General features: G+C 47.8%; 11 protein-coding genes. 5 read left to right on the top strand and 6 right to left on the bottom strand.

The annotated features are described in order from the left end of the window. The first annotated feature begins 134 nt into the window (after positions 1–134). Positions 135–1,043, top strand: a complete 909-nt coding sequence (locus tag BMW94_RS10140; protein ID WP_082935196.1) for an ArsR/SmtB family transcription factor — start codon at positions 135–137, stop codon at positions 1,041–1,043. Positions 1,044–1,133: 90 nt separating this feature from the next. Here the strand turns inward: BMW94_RS10140 and BMW94_RS10135 are convergent, their stop codons facing one another. From BMW94_RS10135 to BMW94_RS10115, 5 genes are all read right to left on the bottom strand, one after another. Continuing rightward, complete coding sequence (locus tag BMW94_RS10135; protein WP_090997842.1) at positions 1,134–1,949, bottom strand: C40 family peptidase; 816 nt, start codon at positions 1,947–1,949, stop codon at positions 1,134–1,136. Between the two features lie 425 nt (positions 1,950–2,374). Then, complete coding sequence (locus tag BMW94_RS10130; protein WP_090997839.1) at positions 2,375–5,650, bottom strand: glycoside hydrolase family 48 protein; 3,276 nt, start codon at positions 5,648–5,650, stop codon at positions 2,375–2,377. A gap of 77 nt (positions 5,651–5,727) precedes the next feature. Next, complete coding sequence (locus BMW94_RS10125) at positions 5,728–8,721, bottom strand: glycoside hydrolase family 9 protein (protein WP_090997930.1); 2,994 nt, start codon at positions 8,719–8,721, stop codon at positions 5,728–5,730. Between the two features lie 329 nt (positions 8,722–9,050). After that, the gene (locus BMW94_RS10120) at positions 9,051–10,787 is read right to left on the bottom strand and encodes a methyl-accepting chemotaxis protein (protein ID WP_090997836.1); all 1,737 of its coding nucleotides are present in this window, start codon (positions 10,785–10,787) and stop codon (positions 9,051–9,053) included. Between the two features lie 211 nt (positions 10,788–10,998). After that, the gene (locus BMW94_RS10115) at positions 10,999–11,550 is read right to left on the bottom strand and encodes an undecaprenyl-diphosphatase (RefSeq protein ID WP_175480644.1); all 552 of its coding nucleotides are present in this window, start codon (positions 11,548–11,550) and stop codon (positions 10,999–11,001) included. A gap of 182 nt (positions 11,551–11,732) precedes the next feature. Here BMW94_RS10115 and BMW94_RS10110 point away from each other — a divergent pair, with 182 nt between their 5' ends. Continuing rightward, the gene (locus BMW94_RS10110) at positions 11,733–12,722 is read left to right on the top strand and encodes an LCP family protein (RefSeq protein WP_090997830.1); all 990 of its coding nucleotides are present in this window, start codon (positions 11,733–11,735) and stop codon (positions 12,720–12,722) included. 162 nt (positions 12,723–12,884) lie between these two features. Continuing rightward, the gene (locus tag BMW94_RS10105) at positions 12,885–14,138 is read left to right on the top strand and encodes an acyltransferase (protein ID WP_090997827.1); all 1,254 of its coding nucleotides are present in this window, start codon (positions 12,885–12,887) and stop codon (positions 14,136–14,138) included. Between the two features lie 50 nt (positions 14,139–14,188). Here the strand turns inward: BMW94_RS10105 and BMW94_RS10100 are convergent, their stop codons facing one another. Then, positions 14,189–14,923, bottom strand: coding sequence for a hypothetical protein (locus BMW94_RS10100; RefSeq protein WP_090997823.1), 735 nt, complete (start codon positions 14,921–14,923; stop codon positions 14,189–14,191). Between the two features lie 221 nt (positions 14,924–15,144). On the opposite strand from BMW94_RS10100, the gene BMW94_RS10095 reads away from it, so the two are divergent. Both BMW94_RS10095 and BMW94_RS10090 read left to right on the top strand, forming a co-directional pair. Continuing rightward, positions 15,145–16,092 (top strand): hypothetical protein, encoded by a 948-nt coding sequence (locus BMW94_RS10095; RefSeq protein WP_090997821.1) that lies wholly within the window; start codon positions 15,145–15,147, stop codon positions 16,090–16,092. 54 nt (positions 16,093–16,146) lie between these two features. Continuing rightward, positions 16,147–16,389 (top strand): NHLP leader peptide family RiPP precursor, encoded by a 243-nt coding sequence (locus tag BMW94_RS10090; RefSeq protein ID WP_090953016.1) that lies wholly within the window; start codon positions 16,147–16,149, stop codon positions 16,387–16,389. Positions 16,390–16,399: the final 10 nt, after the last annotated feature.

Raw genomic sequence — 16,399 nt, 5'->3', positions numbered from 1 at the left:
TCTATGGATCAACGTTCATATTTATATTAAAATCGATTATGGCACCAATTTCAACCTGAATTTTGCAAAATGTTATTCTTTTGAATGGATTTATGTTTAACTTAATTCTATAAATTATAAATGGAGGAACAGATGTGATTAGAGCAAATACCGATGCAGAGTGGCTGCCCCTATACGAGGCACTCGCGAGTGAAGTCCGTCTGCAGATTATCAGGCTTGTCGCGGAGACCCCAATGAACGTGAAGGACATTGCCGCATCACTCGGCCTCAGCAGCGCAATTGTAACCATGCATGTTCGCAAGCTTCAGGATGTGGGCATTATTCAGTCCAAAATGATTCGCAAGGATGGCGGCACGCACAAAATGAACAGCCTCGCTGTCGATTGGATTGGCATCTCCATGCCACAGGAAACGGGCACCATTCGCAAGCTTCATGAAGTAGCAATCCCTGTCGGGCATTACACTCATTTTGATGTGTATCCAACTTGTGGTTTGGCTACATCCAATCAGGTCATTGGACAATATGATGATCCACGCTATTTTCTAGATCCCGAGCGGATGCATGCCCATATTCTCTGGTTTGGACGTGGCTTCGTGGAATACAAAATTCCAAACTATATCTTGTCAGGTCAACAGATCAGTGCCATTGAATTGTCACTTGAGATAGGTTCAGAGGCCCCTTCGGTCAACCCAAACTGGCCTTCGGATATTACCTTCATGCTCAACGGAATTCGATTAGGTGAATGGACAAGTCCTGGAGATTCCGGAAATGGACGCGGCATGTTCACACCGGAATGGTGGAGCGACAGTGTCAATCAATACGGCATGCTCAAGGTGCTGCGGATCACCCATGAGGGCACATTTATTGATGGACAGCATATGTCCGAAATTACGCTTGCGGATATTCCTGTAGAACGCAATCAGTGGACATTACGCCTCTCCGTGGAGGAAGATGCGCAGCATGTGGGCGGGCTGACGTTGTATGGTCAAGGATTCGGCAACTATGATCAGGATATTCTGTTCCGTCTGTACTACCAGGACTAAATAAACAACAAAAAGAACCTTCCATCCCCCGCATAGGCAGAGATGGAAGGTTCTATATATGTGGCCATTATTTAAGAAGCATGCCGGAACTTAAAGTGCACTTCCGCCAAACAGGAAACGGTACTCCCAATGTTTGCCGGAGATATCACTAATCGTTACACCGCCGCCAGCATTGGAATAGGTGTGCAGGATTTTGCCGTCACCCAGATAAATTCCCGTGTGGGTAATCGTAGCAGTAGATTTGTTCACACCAGAGTACGATGAAGCTGAGCTGCCTTTGTAGGACATAAAGTACATCAGGTCACCACGCTTCAGATTTTTCCAATTCGTCTGAACCGTACCGTTGGCTTTCACATAAGCACCTTGTTTACGCGAATCGGATGGAAGCTTGATTCCGAGCGCATCAATAAATGCCTGGCGGACAAAGCTTGAACAATCAAACGTAGCCGTACTGTTACGACTTGCGCCAAACTCATAAGGCGTCCCCCAATATTTCATGCCAGCAGCTATGACTTTCTCCACGGAAGCACTGCCTGTAACAGACGTACTGCTGTCTGAACCAGATCCACTAGTACTGCCACTTCCTGTTGTCGTGTTGCCTTTCACGGCTTGTGTATATTTTGAAGAAGAAGATATGTATCCTGTCCGGTTACCGGAGTCCGTAACTTTATACCAGCCTGATCCAGATTTTTGCACTACCGTGACAATCTCTCCTTTTGGCACCAAACGAACAATGCTCGCGGAAGAAGATGGCGATGTACGCAAATTAACTCCCCAGATGACTTTAACTTTTGAATTTTCAACGGCAGCTGCCGATGCAGGTGTCGTTAATGCTCCTGTTGTCAGACTTCCCATCAGCATCGTTGCTGTTACACTTGCAGTAATGATCTTGCTTTTCCAGTTCATGATGTCGTGTTCCCCCTGATGTTACAGAATTTTAACCTGGCCTCATTGCCGGGCTTGCCCCATTGTAAAACGGGCTGTCCATAACGATCATCAGTCCAAAGTCCTGTATTCGATCAGACAGGCTTGAGCACTAAGAATCAGGGAAAATTCTCACACCAGTGGGCTAAAACTACCGCAAATCACTTCTTTTTCAAAGGTTAAATTATTGTAACTATTTGCTGCGCTTCGTTTTACGCAGAAAAGAAGCCTATGCCGCTCATCACTTAGGACATGCGTCATATGACCTATATTTTAATGTTTAAATTCTATATATGGTAAACATTACTATGGTTCATTTCCCGATTATGAATACCCGTAATCCTAAAATCAACACGTAAAAAGCCGGGGATTTCTCCCCGGCTATACTCTGTTTCAATATGAATGGATTATGGCTCAATGCCCCAAGCGTTGACTCCGCCAATATAAGCGGTCACTTTGTTCCAAGCGCTAAAGGCCGTTTTGGTCGCATCAAAAGAATAGTCATTGCTCTGATCAAAATTCGTCCAGTTGTTCTTCGAGAAGCGCCCCTGAATCATTCCCGTCTCTGCTCCGGCAGCCAAACTGCCTGCCCCGGATTTGAACCCAATCTCCAGATACGTATCCGCTGTGCCTTTAGCCGGATCTATGGTCACAAAGTGAGCTTCAACGTTGGCGCTGCCAATCTGGGCGTAATCACACCAGAAACTCAGATCGGATGCACTATCCTTCGTAAAATAATACCGCAGCTTCACCTGGCTCAGATCCACTGCTGTCGTGCCTGTGTTTTTGACATTGAACTGCGGGTTCACCGCATTGCCTGACGTCCCTGAACCGCCATTGCGATATTGCACTTCAAGTGCACCTGTTGTTACAGGAGGCGCTGTAGGTGTCACGGTCACTATATTGGACAAGGTCTGTCCGCTTGCATTTACTGCCACCACGCGGTAATTGTATGCGGTATTGTTCACTGCCGTGGCATCCGTGTATGTCAATGCCGTCAGACCTGTAGCCAGATCAGTGTAGGCTCCACTTGCTACCGAGCGTTGTACCTTGTAACTTGCAGCTCCGGTCGATGCGGTCCATGTCAGCACAGCCTGATTGTTGCCTGCCGTTCCCGTAAGGGTTAACACTCCCGGTATGGAAGTTCCCGCTTGCGGTGTTGCAGAGGCTTGAGCAGAAGGTGCAGATTCACCAGCCGTATTCACTGCCGTCACTACATAATAGTACGTTTTTCCATTCGTCAGTCCTGTATCCGTGAAGGTCGAACCGGTAACCCCTGTTGCTACGGAAGTATACGGGCCACCGTTCACCTCTGCACGTTTTACCGTGTAAGAAGCGGCACCCGTGGATGCGTTCCAGTTCAGAACAATCTTTTCACTGCCTGCTGCAGCGGTCAGACCAGCCGGAGCTGCTGGCACTTGGACGACGGGGCCTCCTGCGTCACCAAGGAGACGATCATATTCGCCATATGCGGTAGCCATATCCACCTGTGACCAGAAACGGTGATACGTAAAGGTTGGTGCGCCATTTTCCCATTTTTTCGTTGTTGGATTATACGACGTTTTGTACAGATTATCCAGATAAGCCCATGCCGGATCTTGCTTGATGGCTGGACGCAGGTCAGAATAACCAATGTATACGCCATTACCACCTTTGGCCGGGTCAGAAGGTACGCCGGCTGTACCCGGTATCGTGTTCCCCTGTCCGAAGGTTCCCGTCCAGTTCGCCGGAATATAAATCTCTTTGGCGAAGAAGCGGAAGTAGTCTTTACGAACTTCCTCGGTCACGATCCCCACACCATCATTGTAATCCCACGCCGTGTTCAACAGTTTCTCAGCCATATCTTTGGCTTCCTGACCTTTGGCACTGAGCACGCCGCCTTCGGCTTGAGTTCCCGCTGCAAAGAACGTCAGCGTTTTGATATAGCTCCCCAGCACGCCTGTATCCTGAGCAGGATCTTTGGTTACCACATGGAAATTAGGATTGTTCGTAAAGGAACTGAACCCATTCCATTTATCCGGTTGCCCCTGCCATTCCTGGCTGCCTGGAATCCAGAATTCGCCCGGTGCAGGTGTAGTGGCAACCTGTGCATTGGTACCGCCAAGTATCCGCTGACCTGCGGCGTTCAGATAATATCCTTGTGCATCCGTCACCGGACGCTCATCGACGAATACATAATCCTTGGCCCAGTCGACCCACTTGGTAATGACTTTTTTGGCCATCTGGAAGTTCTCGGAGCTGAGGTCCCCGCTCTCGGCAAGAATGTAATACATCTCAGCTACACGCTCCAGCGACCAGGCCTGGAAACCGAACCATGTGTTGGAATCAGGGTCACGATATACCGGAGCTTCCTGATAAGCCATGTCGTAGAACGTACTCGTTCCGGCAGGGTATGCTTTATAGGAGCCATCAAAACTGTTCGTCGCTCCACCGCCAATTGCCCCTTCGTGAGATTGTAACCAGGTGTAGAACTCCAGTTGGCGCTTCAGCGATGCATTCCAATCTGCCTTGGCTGTTGTTGATTTTGGAATCAGGCCGCCTGCCGGATCAGACAAGGCATAAGCTGCCACCGGATTCTGGTAAGCCTGATGCGTGTGACTGGCGCCAATCCGCCAAGCCCAGTTCCCACCCTCGCCAAGGCCGCCGCCCCATGAGGTATACCATGCCATCAGATACATATTAGAGTCTTTGCCTGTACCGGCAGTTGGTGTACCGTTCTTGGCACTTCCGATCTTCTGGAAGTACTTGTCGTGCATCCCATAGCGCAGATAGTCACCCATTTTCTTCGCTTTATCCAGATACGCCGTATTGGTGTAACCCATCTCCTTTGCCCAATACAGGACTTGCACCGCACGTGCGTCAGCATCCGTTGCGTTGGTATAACGCCACTGGGCTGCCGGTGCCTGGGTCTCCTTGGTGAACAGGCTCATGAAACCTTCGCCCGTTTTGCCAAATGTTTTATTGTCCTGAGACGGGTGTGGAATGGCTTCCCACACAGACTCCTGCTCTCCACGCTGGAACGTATTCACGTAAGCCGCCGTATGATTCGGATTCAGCAGGTTGCCATACCCGTACCAGTTATCCACATCCAGCAGCCAGTGCATCAGGTACGTCTGATTGTTGCCGTAGGAAGCTTTCAGCTCGGCATCAAGCGGGTCTTTTCCGGCTGCATATTGACCGTTAATTGCAGAAGGATATTGATCGGGAAAAGGTTTTTCCGCTGCATAGGTGGCCGGGCTGTTCGGATTGTAATAACTCATCGTAGGCTGCTCTTCCTTGCCGTCACCTTCATTGACAGGAATGATGTATTTCTCCATGCTGTCCCAAGCCGCTTCCAGTTTGGACCAATCTCCCGTATAGTGACCGTACATCGTTTCCAGCCAGAGCCAGTAACTGTAGGCCTCGGATGTCGTCATGTGTCCATAATCCGGTGCCTCGCTCATCAGCGTTTCAATGGAATGATACGGAATGCCCTCTGGAGAAAAATAACCGTTCGCCGGATCTTTCAGCTGATCATACAATTGCAAAAATCGAGCTTCGTTTACTCCGTCCGCCTGAGCATCAATAGTCTGTTCTTCGGCATAAACCGTTTGAGGCCCTGCCCACAAACCGGTATACCCGGTCAGCATAACGGTCCCTGCCAGCATGGCAGACAAACTTTTTTTCGCTGCTGATCTCAACATGTACATACCTCCCTGGAATGGTGAAATTCAATTTGAATTACTGTGGGTCTGCGCATGCTGTTAAACTGCCTTTTAGGTTACGGCTCCATGCCCCAGACTTTCGTCTCTCCCTGAAACCCTGTCACCTGATTCCAGACGGCAAAAGCCGTCTTGGTTGCATCATAGGAATAGTCGTTGCTCTGATCGAAATTGCTCCAATTATTCTTGGAAAAGCGCCCCTGGATCACACCCGTCTCCGCTCCGGCAGCCAAGCTGCCAGCCCCGGATTTGAAGCTGATCTCCAGATACGTATCCGCTGTACCCGTTGCCGGAGTCAGCGTGACAAATTTGCCTTCAATATTGGCCGTGCCGATCTGGGCATAATCACACCAGAAGGTCAGATCCCCTGCACCATCTTTGGTAAAATAATATCGGAGCCTCACGGTACTCAGATCAATCGCCTGATTGCCTGTGTTTTTTAGATTAAACTGCGGAGTCACCGCATTGCCGGAAGTTCCTGACCCTCCGTTACGATACTGCACCTCAAGCGTGCCCGTTGTTGCCGGAGGCGCACTCGGTGTCACCGTCACGATATTGGACAATGTCTGTCCACTCGCATTCACGGCGGCGATTCGGTAACTGTACGCCGTGCCATTTACGGCTGTTGCATCGATGTAATTCAACACTGACAATCCAGTTGCCACATCGGCATATGCACCGCCCACAACGGAGCGCTGCACCTTATAAGTCACAGCTCCCGTCGCTGCCGTCCAGGTCAGAATCGACTGGGCATTGCCTGCCGTACCGCTTAACGTCAGTGCGCCAGGCAACGATGTTCCAGCCTGCGGCGTGGCAGAGGCTGGTGCAGACCCGGCCGATTCCCCGGCCGAATTAACAGCCGTCACCACATAATAATAGGTCTTCCCGTTCGTGAGCCCCGTGTTCGTGTACGTCAATCCATGCACACCTGTCGCTACAGAAGTATATGGACCCCCACTCACCTCGGCACGCTTCACGGTGTACGATTCTGCCCCAGGTGATGCTGCCCAGTTCAGGATTACCTGAGCATTCCCTGAAACAGCCTGCACCCCCGAAGGTGCAACAGGCGTGACGACCGGTGTGACAACAGGTTCCTGACCGTATATCCGTTTTCCCGCATCGTAGACTGGGAGATATACGCTCTTCGTCACATTGCCTGTGCCCAAGCCCTGGAATGAATGATCGTTATTCGCATTCCACGCGCCTTGCGGGCCGGTAATGCGGAACTGGACCTCTTTGCGATAATGTCCTTCACCGCCTGGATATATCTTCGTTCCGGTAAAGTCCGCCGTAACAGCGTAGATTCGTTTGGCAGCATCAACCACAACCGGTTGGGATACGGTCGCTCCCTCGGAGTATGCGGTTGTAACATTGACATCGGATACGGTATATCCTGCTGCGTAAACTTCACTCAGATCCAGGAAATAACGAAAGGACAACTTATCCCCCATCCGCGCAGGCCAGCCGGAACGATTGTTCAGTTGAGCCTTGATTTCCGTGTAATTGGAACCGGATGCTTTCACGGCAGCTTCGACAAAGAACTCATCTGTCTTCACTTCCGGTGCCGGGAAATTCGCGATGGGCTGATCATTCTGGCCGAATAACAGATTCATCTTGGCTAACGCACCTGTAAAGCCTGCATTGTAATCGGTTGCCACCTCATTGCTGACATAGTCTCCAATGGAATCGGTATAGGCATCCGATGCATCCGGTCCACCAACCATCGCTCCGTACAACGTGTGACGGTGCTCTGAAGGTGTATTCTCAGAATTCATCCATGAACTGTGGGAGGTTCGGTGATGTGGGTGCTTAGGCGGATTCTGCCCATAACCAACCACATAACTGCTCTGGCGAGGATTATCCCCTAGAATATAGTTCATTTGCGAAACGGCAAAATCCTGATATCTTGCTTTTTTCACCGGATCACTGACCCAGTCGGAGTACACAAAAGCAATAAAGGATGCATTCGCTGCATAACGGAGCGATCCCCATGTATCAAGCCAGGCAAGCCCGCCCGGTGTATACTTGATCCGTTGTCCATTTGTGCCTACTGACCAATAATCCAGATTACGCTCCGTGGATTGAATGAACCGTGTCGCTTCTGGCATGTTCAGACTCGACGTAATGCGAGCCAGCAGAATCTGGGCTCCGTAATGTTTGTCATCCCAGCCTTGGGTCCATGTGTAGGCCCAGTTCCCGTTCTGTCCATCCGCCTGCCACAGATTGGCCGTAGCAATCGCTTTGGACAAGTAAGCGCTATCATTTGTCGCCATATATAACCATGTTGCAGCCCAGGCGAGTTCATCATAGTAACCTGTCCATGAATTGTAGAACGATTGGGCATCTGTAATGCAATCCGAATATTTGCCTCGATACGTATCCGCGAAGCTGTACAATTCCTTGGCATGCTGAAGCAGTTTATTGGCATAAGCCGGGTCATTGTCACGGAACACAATGGACGAAGAAGCGAGTGCCGCTGCGGTTTCACCCGCAAGTTCACTTCCCGGACAGGATGCGTCGATCTTATAAGCAGGACGGTTCATCTGCATCACTTCAGCCGGTCCCCACCAGGCATGGTCTGTATTGCCTGCTCCAACCTGTCCCCATAATTCATTTGGTTTCGTATGCGCTTTCACAAAATAGTCTGTGGCCCATCTCAAGTTATCCTTAATCTCCTCCAGTTGCCCTGCCTGCTCGTATCCTTCACGGTACTCCACAACAGACCAAGCTAACATCGTAGCTGAATAGGCCATAGGCAGACCAAATTTCACATGATCTCCGGCATCGTACCATCCTCCGGTCAAATCAACCCCAACATCCGCTCCGTCATTTAATCCGGAATCACCACGCCATTCCACCCGGTTGTCTTCCGGCAATTTCCCTGAACGCTGTGTTTCATAGAAATAAACCGCCTTCTGCAATGCTTCCGCATAGTTATGATTTCCGGCAGCCGCATCTGCCTTGCCATTCCATGCCTGTATGGATGTACTTCCTGCCAGTAGCCCTGCCGATAACGCGAGAATAGCGATTCGTCTCCACCAGCTTCCCTTCATCTTCAACCATTCATCTCCTTTGGCAATAGTCGTCTCGTCATTTTTCAATTACACTGATGAAATAACCCGCTCCTTTCTATGGTGTAACTCCATGTATTTCCACCATTAATTACCATTATAGCTCTTTGCTCCAGTTGCAATATCAGCGCTGGTGACTTCTGAAATAACATTGTTGTGACATGTTTGGGTAGTGATATGACAAAAAAGACTGCCCCTCACATCGCATGAATGCAATATGAGAAACAGTCCAGATATTCCATATAACCCTTGCTACAGGCTGAATGTTGATCATGCTATTATCAGTCTGAACATCCTGTCTTTGGGATGGTTTATACTCTGAATTTGTTGATTTGCTCCTGCAACTCTTCAGCCATTTTGGACAACGAGCCTGCTGACGAAGCAATCTCTTCCATTGAAGCCAGCTGCTGTTGGGTTGCGGCAGATACATTATGCACCCCGCCTGCTGCTTCTCCCGCAATGTTGGAGATCTGACCCACATACCCTACAACTTCATTCGTACTTGCTGACATTTCCTCCGAACCTGCAGATACTTCCTGGATTTCACCAGCAACCTTGTTCACGGCATTCGAAATTTGTTCAAAGGCTTGTCCCGCCGCGGTTACAATCTCAATGCCAGCCTCCGTTTCATTGCTGTTCACTTTTACAGCCTGTACGGCATGATCTGTATCCTTCTGAATCAATTGCACCAGATCCGTAATTTTTTGAGCCGATGTAGAAGACTCCTCTGCGAGCTTCCGTACTTCTCCAGCTACGACTGCGAAACCACGTCCATGCTCACCTGCACGTGCCGCTTCAATCGCTGCATTTAATGCCAGAAGGTTGGTCTGACGCGCAATATTGTTGATAACCTCAGTAATCGTACCAATCTCCGCGGAACGTTCTCCCAGCCCTGTAACCAGTTCTGTCAGTGATGCAATAGAATTGCGAACAGATCCCATCTGTTCAACAGCCTGCTGAATAATCATATTTCCTTCGGCAGACTGATTCGCTGCATCAACGGCAGATACGGATACACTTTGAGCAAGCTCAGCAATCTGTTCCGAACCAAGAGCCATCTCACTCATCGCCTGTGAAGAACGTTTCACCATATCTACTTGATCGGATGTACCTACAGCCAATTCCTCAACCGTTTCGGAGATCTGTTCCGATGCTCTTGTATTCTGCTCTGCACTCGCTAGAAGTTCTTCCGAGGAAGCGGCTACCTGTTCGGATGTCATCGATACGGATTGAATCATCTCACGCAGGTTGCCTGTCATCACATTGAAGGAATCGGCCAGCGTCCCCAGCTCATCCTTGTTCTTGAGAACAATCCTCTCACTGGTCAAGTCACCATTAGCAATCAACATCGCTGCTGCATTCATCTTCTGAATTGGACGTGAGATGATGCTTGCAATGAAGAAGGCAATAAACATGGCAATCAGGAAAGCAACAATGGTTACTCCCAAAATAACATTAAATGCTTTTTCGGCTAGCTCAACCGATCCATTCGTAGCTGTATCCGATTCTGTATTCCCAAGCGTAATCAATTTGACAATGCTATCATTGGCTGTGTACCACAGTGGATAAGACTCTGAATGCAGTTTGCTGGCATCCGCGTAATTGTTCTCCATGCCTAATTGAATAAATCCAGGCATTTTCAACAAATAAGCATCATAGTTCGTGCTAAACTCATTATAAAGCTTCATCGCATTTGCGTTGTCCGCAATGAATGTCTGTAACTGCTTTCGTTCGTCTTCGATCTTGGCAAGAAGTTGATCCTGAGCCTCTTTCAACTTGGCTATTTCATTCCCGTCCTGCTCAACGATCATAGCAAGCGCAAGCCGCTCTACATCGGATATATCACCATTCATCTGACCCAACAGCGCTACACTAGGCATCCATTTCTGGTCTATCTCATCCGCTTTGCCTGACATGCCATGAATTTGAATTAGTGCATATGTACTGACAAAAGCCAACAATGCCACCACAATAATAAATCCGGTCAATAATTTCATACGAATTGTAAATCTAAACTTCCCCATCATGTTTCCCCTCGTGCCCTTCATGTTCCCCACTCCTTAGCTTGGCGCATAAACTAATGCATATTTATAGTATATCGACACCTTTCGTCATGAATTGTAGATATCGGAATTCGATTTTTGTAAATTTCAGTTAACTTCGAAATAAACACAAAAAAGCCTCAATTCTTTGGCTCACCAAAAACGTAAGGCTTTTGTATCTTAAACTTCTTTTCTAATCCGCCATAATCAACCGTTTCTAACGGAAAACCCGACGATGAATGTCAATGAAGAAATCGGGAATTGACTTGGTATAATTACGCGTAGCAATCAAGATTACACTGACCAAACTACCCAGAATGAACCCACCCAGAATATCCCCAGGATAATGTACACCTACATAGACACGCGACACCCCTGTCAGCACAGCAAGCAACAGCATCCACATGCCGAAGCGGCGCCCGATAAAAAACGAAGCTGCAGCAAGCGCGAATACAAAGGAAGCATGTTTGCTTGGAAAAGATGGATCTGGCACATGCGGAACCAATTGGTTCACCGTGCCTTCCATGAACGGCCTTGGGTGACCTACCACAGGTGAAATCCCCCATTTTACCAGACCCAGTGCTACGATCGAAGCTACACATGCATAAAACACAATTCGCTGCTTCGACGGATCGCCAAGAAACCACACAATCACAAGAAGCCCTATCATAATCCAAACCGCATATTCAGCGGATGTAATCATAAACCAGTCCAGAAGCGGAATTCGGTCTGCAAACTGGTTGATCCAATTAAATACAGATTGATTCATAAAGTTGTTTAATACCTCCATTACACAAAACGCGATATTTTTTACATAATAAATATACACCAACTATTTGTCAAACATGTTGCCCAGTAACCGAACTTTCGAAATCAAAGAGGACATTTCTCTTACTTTTTGTTAAACTAGTTTGGGTTACATAATAGTTCATTCATAGAAAGGTGAAGATTATGCTTAAGAAATGGTTGTGGGGGACATCCCTAACCCTGGCACTTGCCATAACCGGTGTCATTGTATATTACGGATACTCGATCGTTCATTTTGCCAATAGCATCTCAACCGCTTCCGAGACTTCCACTTCTGACACAAACCAAAATACGGACAATCCAACCACCCCTGTTCCTAAATGGGAAGGGAAGGAACGAGTTAACATTTTGCTCCTTGGCGGTGACACCAGAGGGGAGGATGCCGGCCGTTCAGATTCGGTCATGGTCGCTTCCATTGATCCGGTATCCAAGAAAGCCCATCTCTTCTCTGTTCTGCGTGATACATACGTTGACATTCCGGGACACGGCAAGAGCAGACTCAACGCAGCCTTCTCTTACGGCGGAGCGGAATTAACCAAACAAACGGTCGGTGACTTGCTCGGCATTCCTATTCAGCATTACGTGTATACTGATTTTATCGGATTCATGGCGCTGGTTGATGCTGTAGACGGGATCGATATTGAAGTGGAGAAAGACATGTATTATACCAGCAAAGCAGATAAACATATGTACGATATTGATCTCAAAAAAGGACTTCAGCATATGGACGGTAAGACTGCCCTCCAATATGTACGGTTTCGGCATGATGCCACATCAGACTTTACGCGTACCGAACGGCAGCGGATTTTCATGACTGAGCTGGCCAAGAAGATGCAAAGCACCACTTCACTCTTCAAAATTCCTGAAATCTTGGAAGCTGTCGCTCCATATATCGAGACAGACCTCAGTCCAACGCAGATGTTGAAATTGGCTTCGCTCGGATTTGATATTAACGTAAATGAAATCGATAAACAGCAGATCCCTCCTAACAAGCTGCTTACCAATGAGCTTGCAGGTTCTGCCCAGGTACTCGGTGTAAATAAACCGAAACTCCAAGCATACATTCAGAATTTGTTCGAGGAAGATGCAAAATCTTCAGAGGATGAATCAACGAAAGCACAAGACTTAAACTAAATCGAATGGAAACAAAATGAAGCTGGTATCGCAAGGATACTTCGATTAAAAAGATGGCTGCCGCCATCTTTTTTTGTACCTATTTTCCCCATTTAATGCAGCCTTAATGTTCAACAGGTACCCTTATATGATGAATTCCGGTTACACGAAGGAGGGATACACGTGAATAAACCGCGAATCGTGGAATGGACTCAACTGCGCGCCCTTGCATTTCTCGCCATTGTGATGCAGCATAATATCGCAGAATATATATATCGCGCTGATATTGAGCAACCTGATTCTGTCATGCTGACCATGATTTATCATCTGACTCGTTTTGGCACGCCGACCTTTGTCTTTCTGTCCGGTGTAATGCTGTTCTATCATCATAATCACACCAAACCGGATTACCCCAAGTTTATCCGTAAGCGGTTTGGAGATATCTATGTGCCCTTTGTGGTATGGACGTTCATCTATTGGTTATTTGTCCGGGTATTCACCCCCGAGTTCTGGCTTTCGGGTATGCCGGACTTCCGTAGTCTTGTTCGTGAACTGTTCCTCCCCCAGACGGGATATCATCTGTGGTTTGTGATTATGGTGTTTCAGTTCTATATTCTGTTTCCCATGTTTCTTGCGGGAGCCAAGTTCATTCAGAGACGTATTGAAAAAGTTACACGTTTCACCCCAATGCAATCCGTCATCACACTGATTCTCATTGGGATGGCCTTATATACTTTGCTTATGAAATGGTCCTACTACGATATGGGCGGGTGGACGGCTTCCTTACCCCAACCCTGGTCGGGTTTGCTGCAATATCGCTCCTATTCATGGGTTATGTACTGGTTTTACTTTTTGCTGGGCGCAGTCTGTGCCTGGTCAGTGGATAGCTGGAGAAGCTGGACCGCAAAGGTATTGCCATGGATGGTCTGTCTGTTTATCGGTATGTACATCTGGCTTGGATATGATGTGCTGCGGGGATCGGGCGATGTCGTTAACCTGAATATCTCAACCTATCTGAAGCCAACAACATTCATCATCATCATGGCCCAGCTGTTCATGTTCTATGGGTTCCTTGTACTGCTGCGAGGCAAAAATACTCCCTTTCAGCGTCTCCTGACGTGGATTGGCCGATATTCCTTCGGTGGCTATCTGGTTCATGCATTGGTGATCTACTGCATCGCGTATATCACCCGGCCACTTACACTAACCGGATGGCATCTGCCGATTACATTGCTCTCGTTTCTGGTCACCGTAGCAACGTCTCTTGCAATCAGTTGTGGACTTTCCAAGCTTCCTGGTTCTCGCTTTACCATCGGATTACAACGGAAGAAGCGCCCAAGAAGTTCCCGTTTGCATGATACTGTTTCTGCGAGCAGAACAAGTTCACCGGAGCGCAACCCGTCAGCAAGCGCAAATCGCAGTCCGGAAACCAGCTAATCCTGGTTAAATGTAGAAAAAGCGTCTCCCTTCGTGGAAGACGCTCTTGTTCACTTTACTTCTGTGGAAGCGGATCGACCAGGTACAGGTTCGTGAGGACTAGGAGCTTGATGTGCATTGCCCTTCTGATTAACGAACCTTTTCAGGTCACCCGTCAACTGATCCTTCAGCTTGTCTACCAGCTGCGTTTCACTGATGCCTTTTGCCTGAGCAATCTCAGCCAGTGATTTCCCGCTTTGAAGCTGCTGATGGAGCTGCTCGGGAGTGATGCCGAGAAAACGGGCAATAGCCCCCTTGTCCATCATCGGACGTCTGTTGCCGTGGTGAGCGAACTCACGTCTTAATTCCCGCAGTGGTGTGTTGATTACCTTCTTCAGCTTCGTATCCATTCCTGCTTTGGCTGCTGCTGCCTGATCTTTCGTGAGACAGCCTTCTTCCGCTGCTTTATCCAATCGCTGAGAGAGCGACGGCTTCAACTTCTCTAACAATTGTGCCTCACTAAGCCCCTTGCGTTCCTTGGCAATCTGAGTCAACGTTTTGCCAAGCTCCATCTGCTCCTTTAAATCACGGAGCCCAATACCGAGCAGGTCTGCGGTTTCTCCAATCATAAACAGGCCATGACTTGCCTGCATACATGGCTTGGTCTGATTGGTGGAGGAGGATAGTGTCGCCACTTGATCGTCAACAGCTCCATTTGGATCAGCGGATGCCGTATAGCCGGTTGATGCTGTTATAAATACGGCTGCCAGTCCGGCTGCCATCCATTTTTGCCATTTGTATTTCATTTCTCTTCTTCCTTTCATATGTCAAAATCCTGTGCTCTCCTAGTTTGAGCCTAACTTCCGCTTTTTTATGCCATAAAAATACAAAATGTCATTGTTTTTTTCACAATTCATCACAAAATCTCCTATTTTTTTCAATTCATTTCCGGTATACTGTAAAGTAACTTCATGATCTAGTCGAAAAGTCCTTAATCACTTTATTACGGGAAGGGCGTAACCAAACGATGCGGAGAGAATGGTTTGATCCGTTTACATCCGATGTGGAGGTGGTGTTCGCTGCAGCAGAGCAGCTGGTACAGAAATATCCTGAACCAATGTCAGAACATGCACTAGAACAACTTCATTTGGTCAATCCGTTGTTACGAGATTCGGGTCACAGCTACATTGGCTACATTATTCCATTGTGGATGCAACTCTCGGATGGTTTACCTCCAGAGAAGGCACACAAACTGAGTACTGCCTGTCTCCTGCATATGTTATATTTTCTGAATCAGGATGAGGTTATGGACGAACAGCCAGAAGATGTGACTTTGAAATTATCACTGGGTAATCTTTACTACGTGGATGCGATCTGTGCCTATTCAGAGCTATTCAGCCTTTCTTCCCCGTTCTGGACGTATTTCAGACAGTATGTGGAGGATTGGGCCATGAGCGTCACCGGTGAGAACTCCATCGATTATTTCAAGAGAAGCCCGCTATTCATCGCCCAAAAAGCCGCACCACTTCAGCTTGGAGCTGCTGGCTCACTGCTTCTTTTGGAACAGAATCATCGCATTACTCCGGTATGTTCTGCCGTCAACATTGCACTGATGACTCTCCAGATGACAGATGATTTCACCGACATTAAACAAGATGCTGTGCATGGAAATTACAACAGCTTCCTCTCCCACATATCCGCAGCACTGGAACACAACTACCCGGCTCATCCTGTAAGCGAACGTGTACATGATAATGTATACAATACTCAATTGATGAACTCCTATGTAGACATTGCTCGCCAATATAACATCAGACTGACATCTTCTAACTCGGGAATATCGCATCTCGAAGCGTTTAATTCTTACTTATGCGGCATTCTGGGACAAAGTGTTCAGGACATTGAACAACACAAAAAAATGCTTTTTCAAGGCGGGTTTCATTACTGGATCAGCGAGAAACAACACTTGTCCTAATCAGAAAAGAAAAGCTGGTACAGTTGAATTTTAAATATGAAGGGAATGTTGACGATGATGGTATCAGAGAAAACGTTGCACGAGGATATTATTGAAAAGGCTTGGACAGATGAGCACTTTAGACAACAACTGCACTCCAACCCGAAGCAAGCGCTTCGTGAAGCATTTGGCATTGATATTCCTGAACACATTCAAGTCCGTACCGTTGAAGAACAACAGAACGATTACGTTCTCGTGATTCCTCCCAATCCAGCCAAAGTGGATTATGACGTCAATTGCGGACCGTGGAGAAGCTAAACGGATTAGA

The sequence above is a fragment of the Paenibacillus sp. OK003 genome, assembly GCF_900109515.1.
Lineage (GTDB): Bacteria > Bacillota > Bacilli > Paenibacillales > Paenibacillaceae > Paenibacillus > Paenibacillus marchantiae.
This window is presented reverse-complemented; position numbering and strand designations above follow the sequence as displayed.

What these genes read in the sequence shown, in the direction of transcription:
- BMW94_RS10120 (WP_090997836.1), bottom strand. Translation starts at nt 10,787, where the DNA reads ATGAAGGGCACGAGGGGAAACATGATGGGGAAGTTTAGATTTACAATT.
- BMW94_RS10130 (WP_090997839.1), bottom strand. Translation starts at nt 5,650, where the DNA reads ATGTTGAGATCAGCAGCGAAAAAAAGTTTGTCTGCCATGCTGGCAGGG.
- BMW94_RS10125 (WP_090997930.1), bottom strand. Translation starts at nt 8,721, where the DNA reads ATGAAGGGAAGCTGGTGGAGACGAATCGCTATTCTCGCGTTATCGGCA.
- BMW94_RS10090 (WP_090953016.1), top strand. Translation starts at nt 16,147, where the DNA reads ATGATGGTATCAGAGAAAACGTTGCACGAGGATATTATTGAAAAGGCT.
- BMW94_RS10115 (WP_175480644.1), bottom strand. Translation starts at nt 11,550, where the DNA reads ATGAATCAATCTGTATTTAATTGGATCAACCAGTTTGCAGACCGAATT.
- BMW94_RS10110 (WP_090997830.1), top strand. Translation starts at nt 11,733, where the DNA reads ATGCTTAAGAAATGGTTGTGGGGGACATCCCTAACCCTGGCACTTGCC.
- BMW94_RS10100 (WP_090997823.1), bottom strand. Translation starts at nt 14,923, where the DNA reads ATGAAATACAAATGGCAAAAATGGATGGCAGCCGGACTGGCAGCCGTA.
- BMW94_RS10135 (WP_090997842.1), bottom strand. Translation starts at nt 1,949, where the DNA reads ATGAACTGGAAAAGCAAGATCATTACTGCAAGTGTAACAGCAACGATG.
- BMW94_RS10095 (WP_090997821.1), top strand. Translation starts at nt 15,145, where the DNA reads ATGCGGAGAGAATGGTTTGATCCGTTTACATCCGATGTGGAGGTGGTG.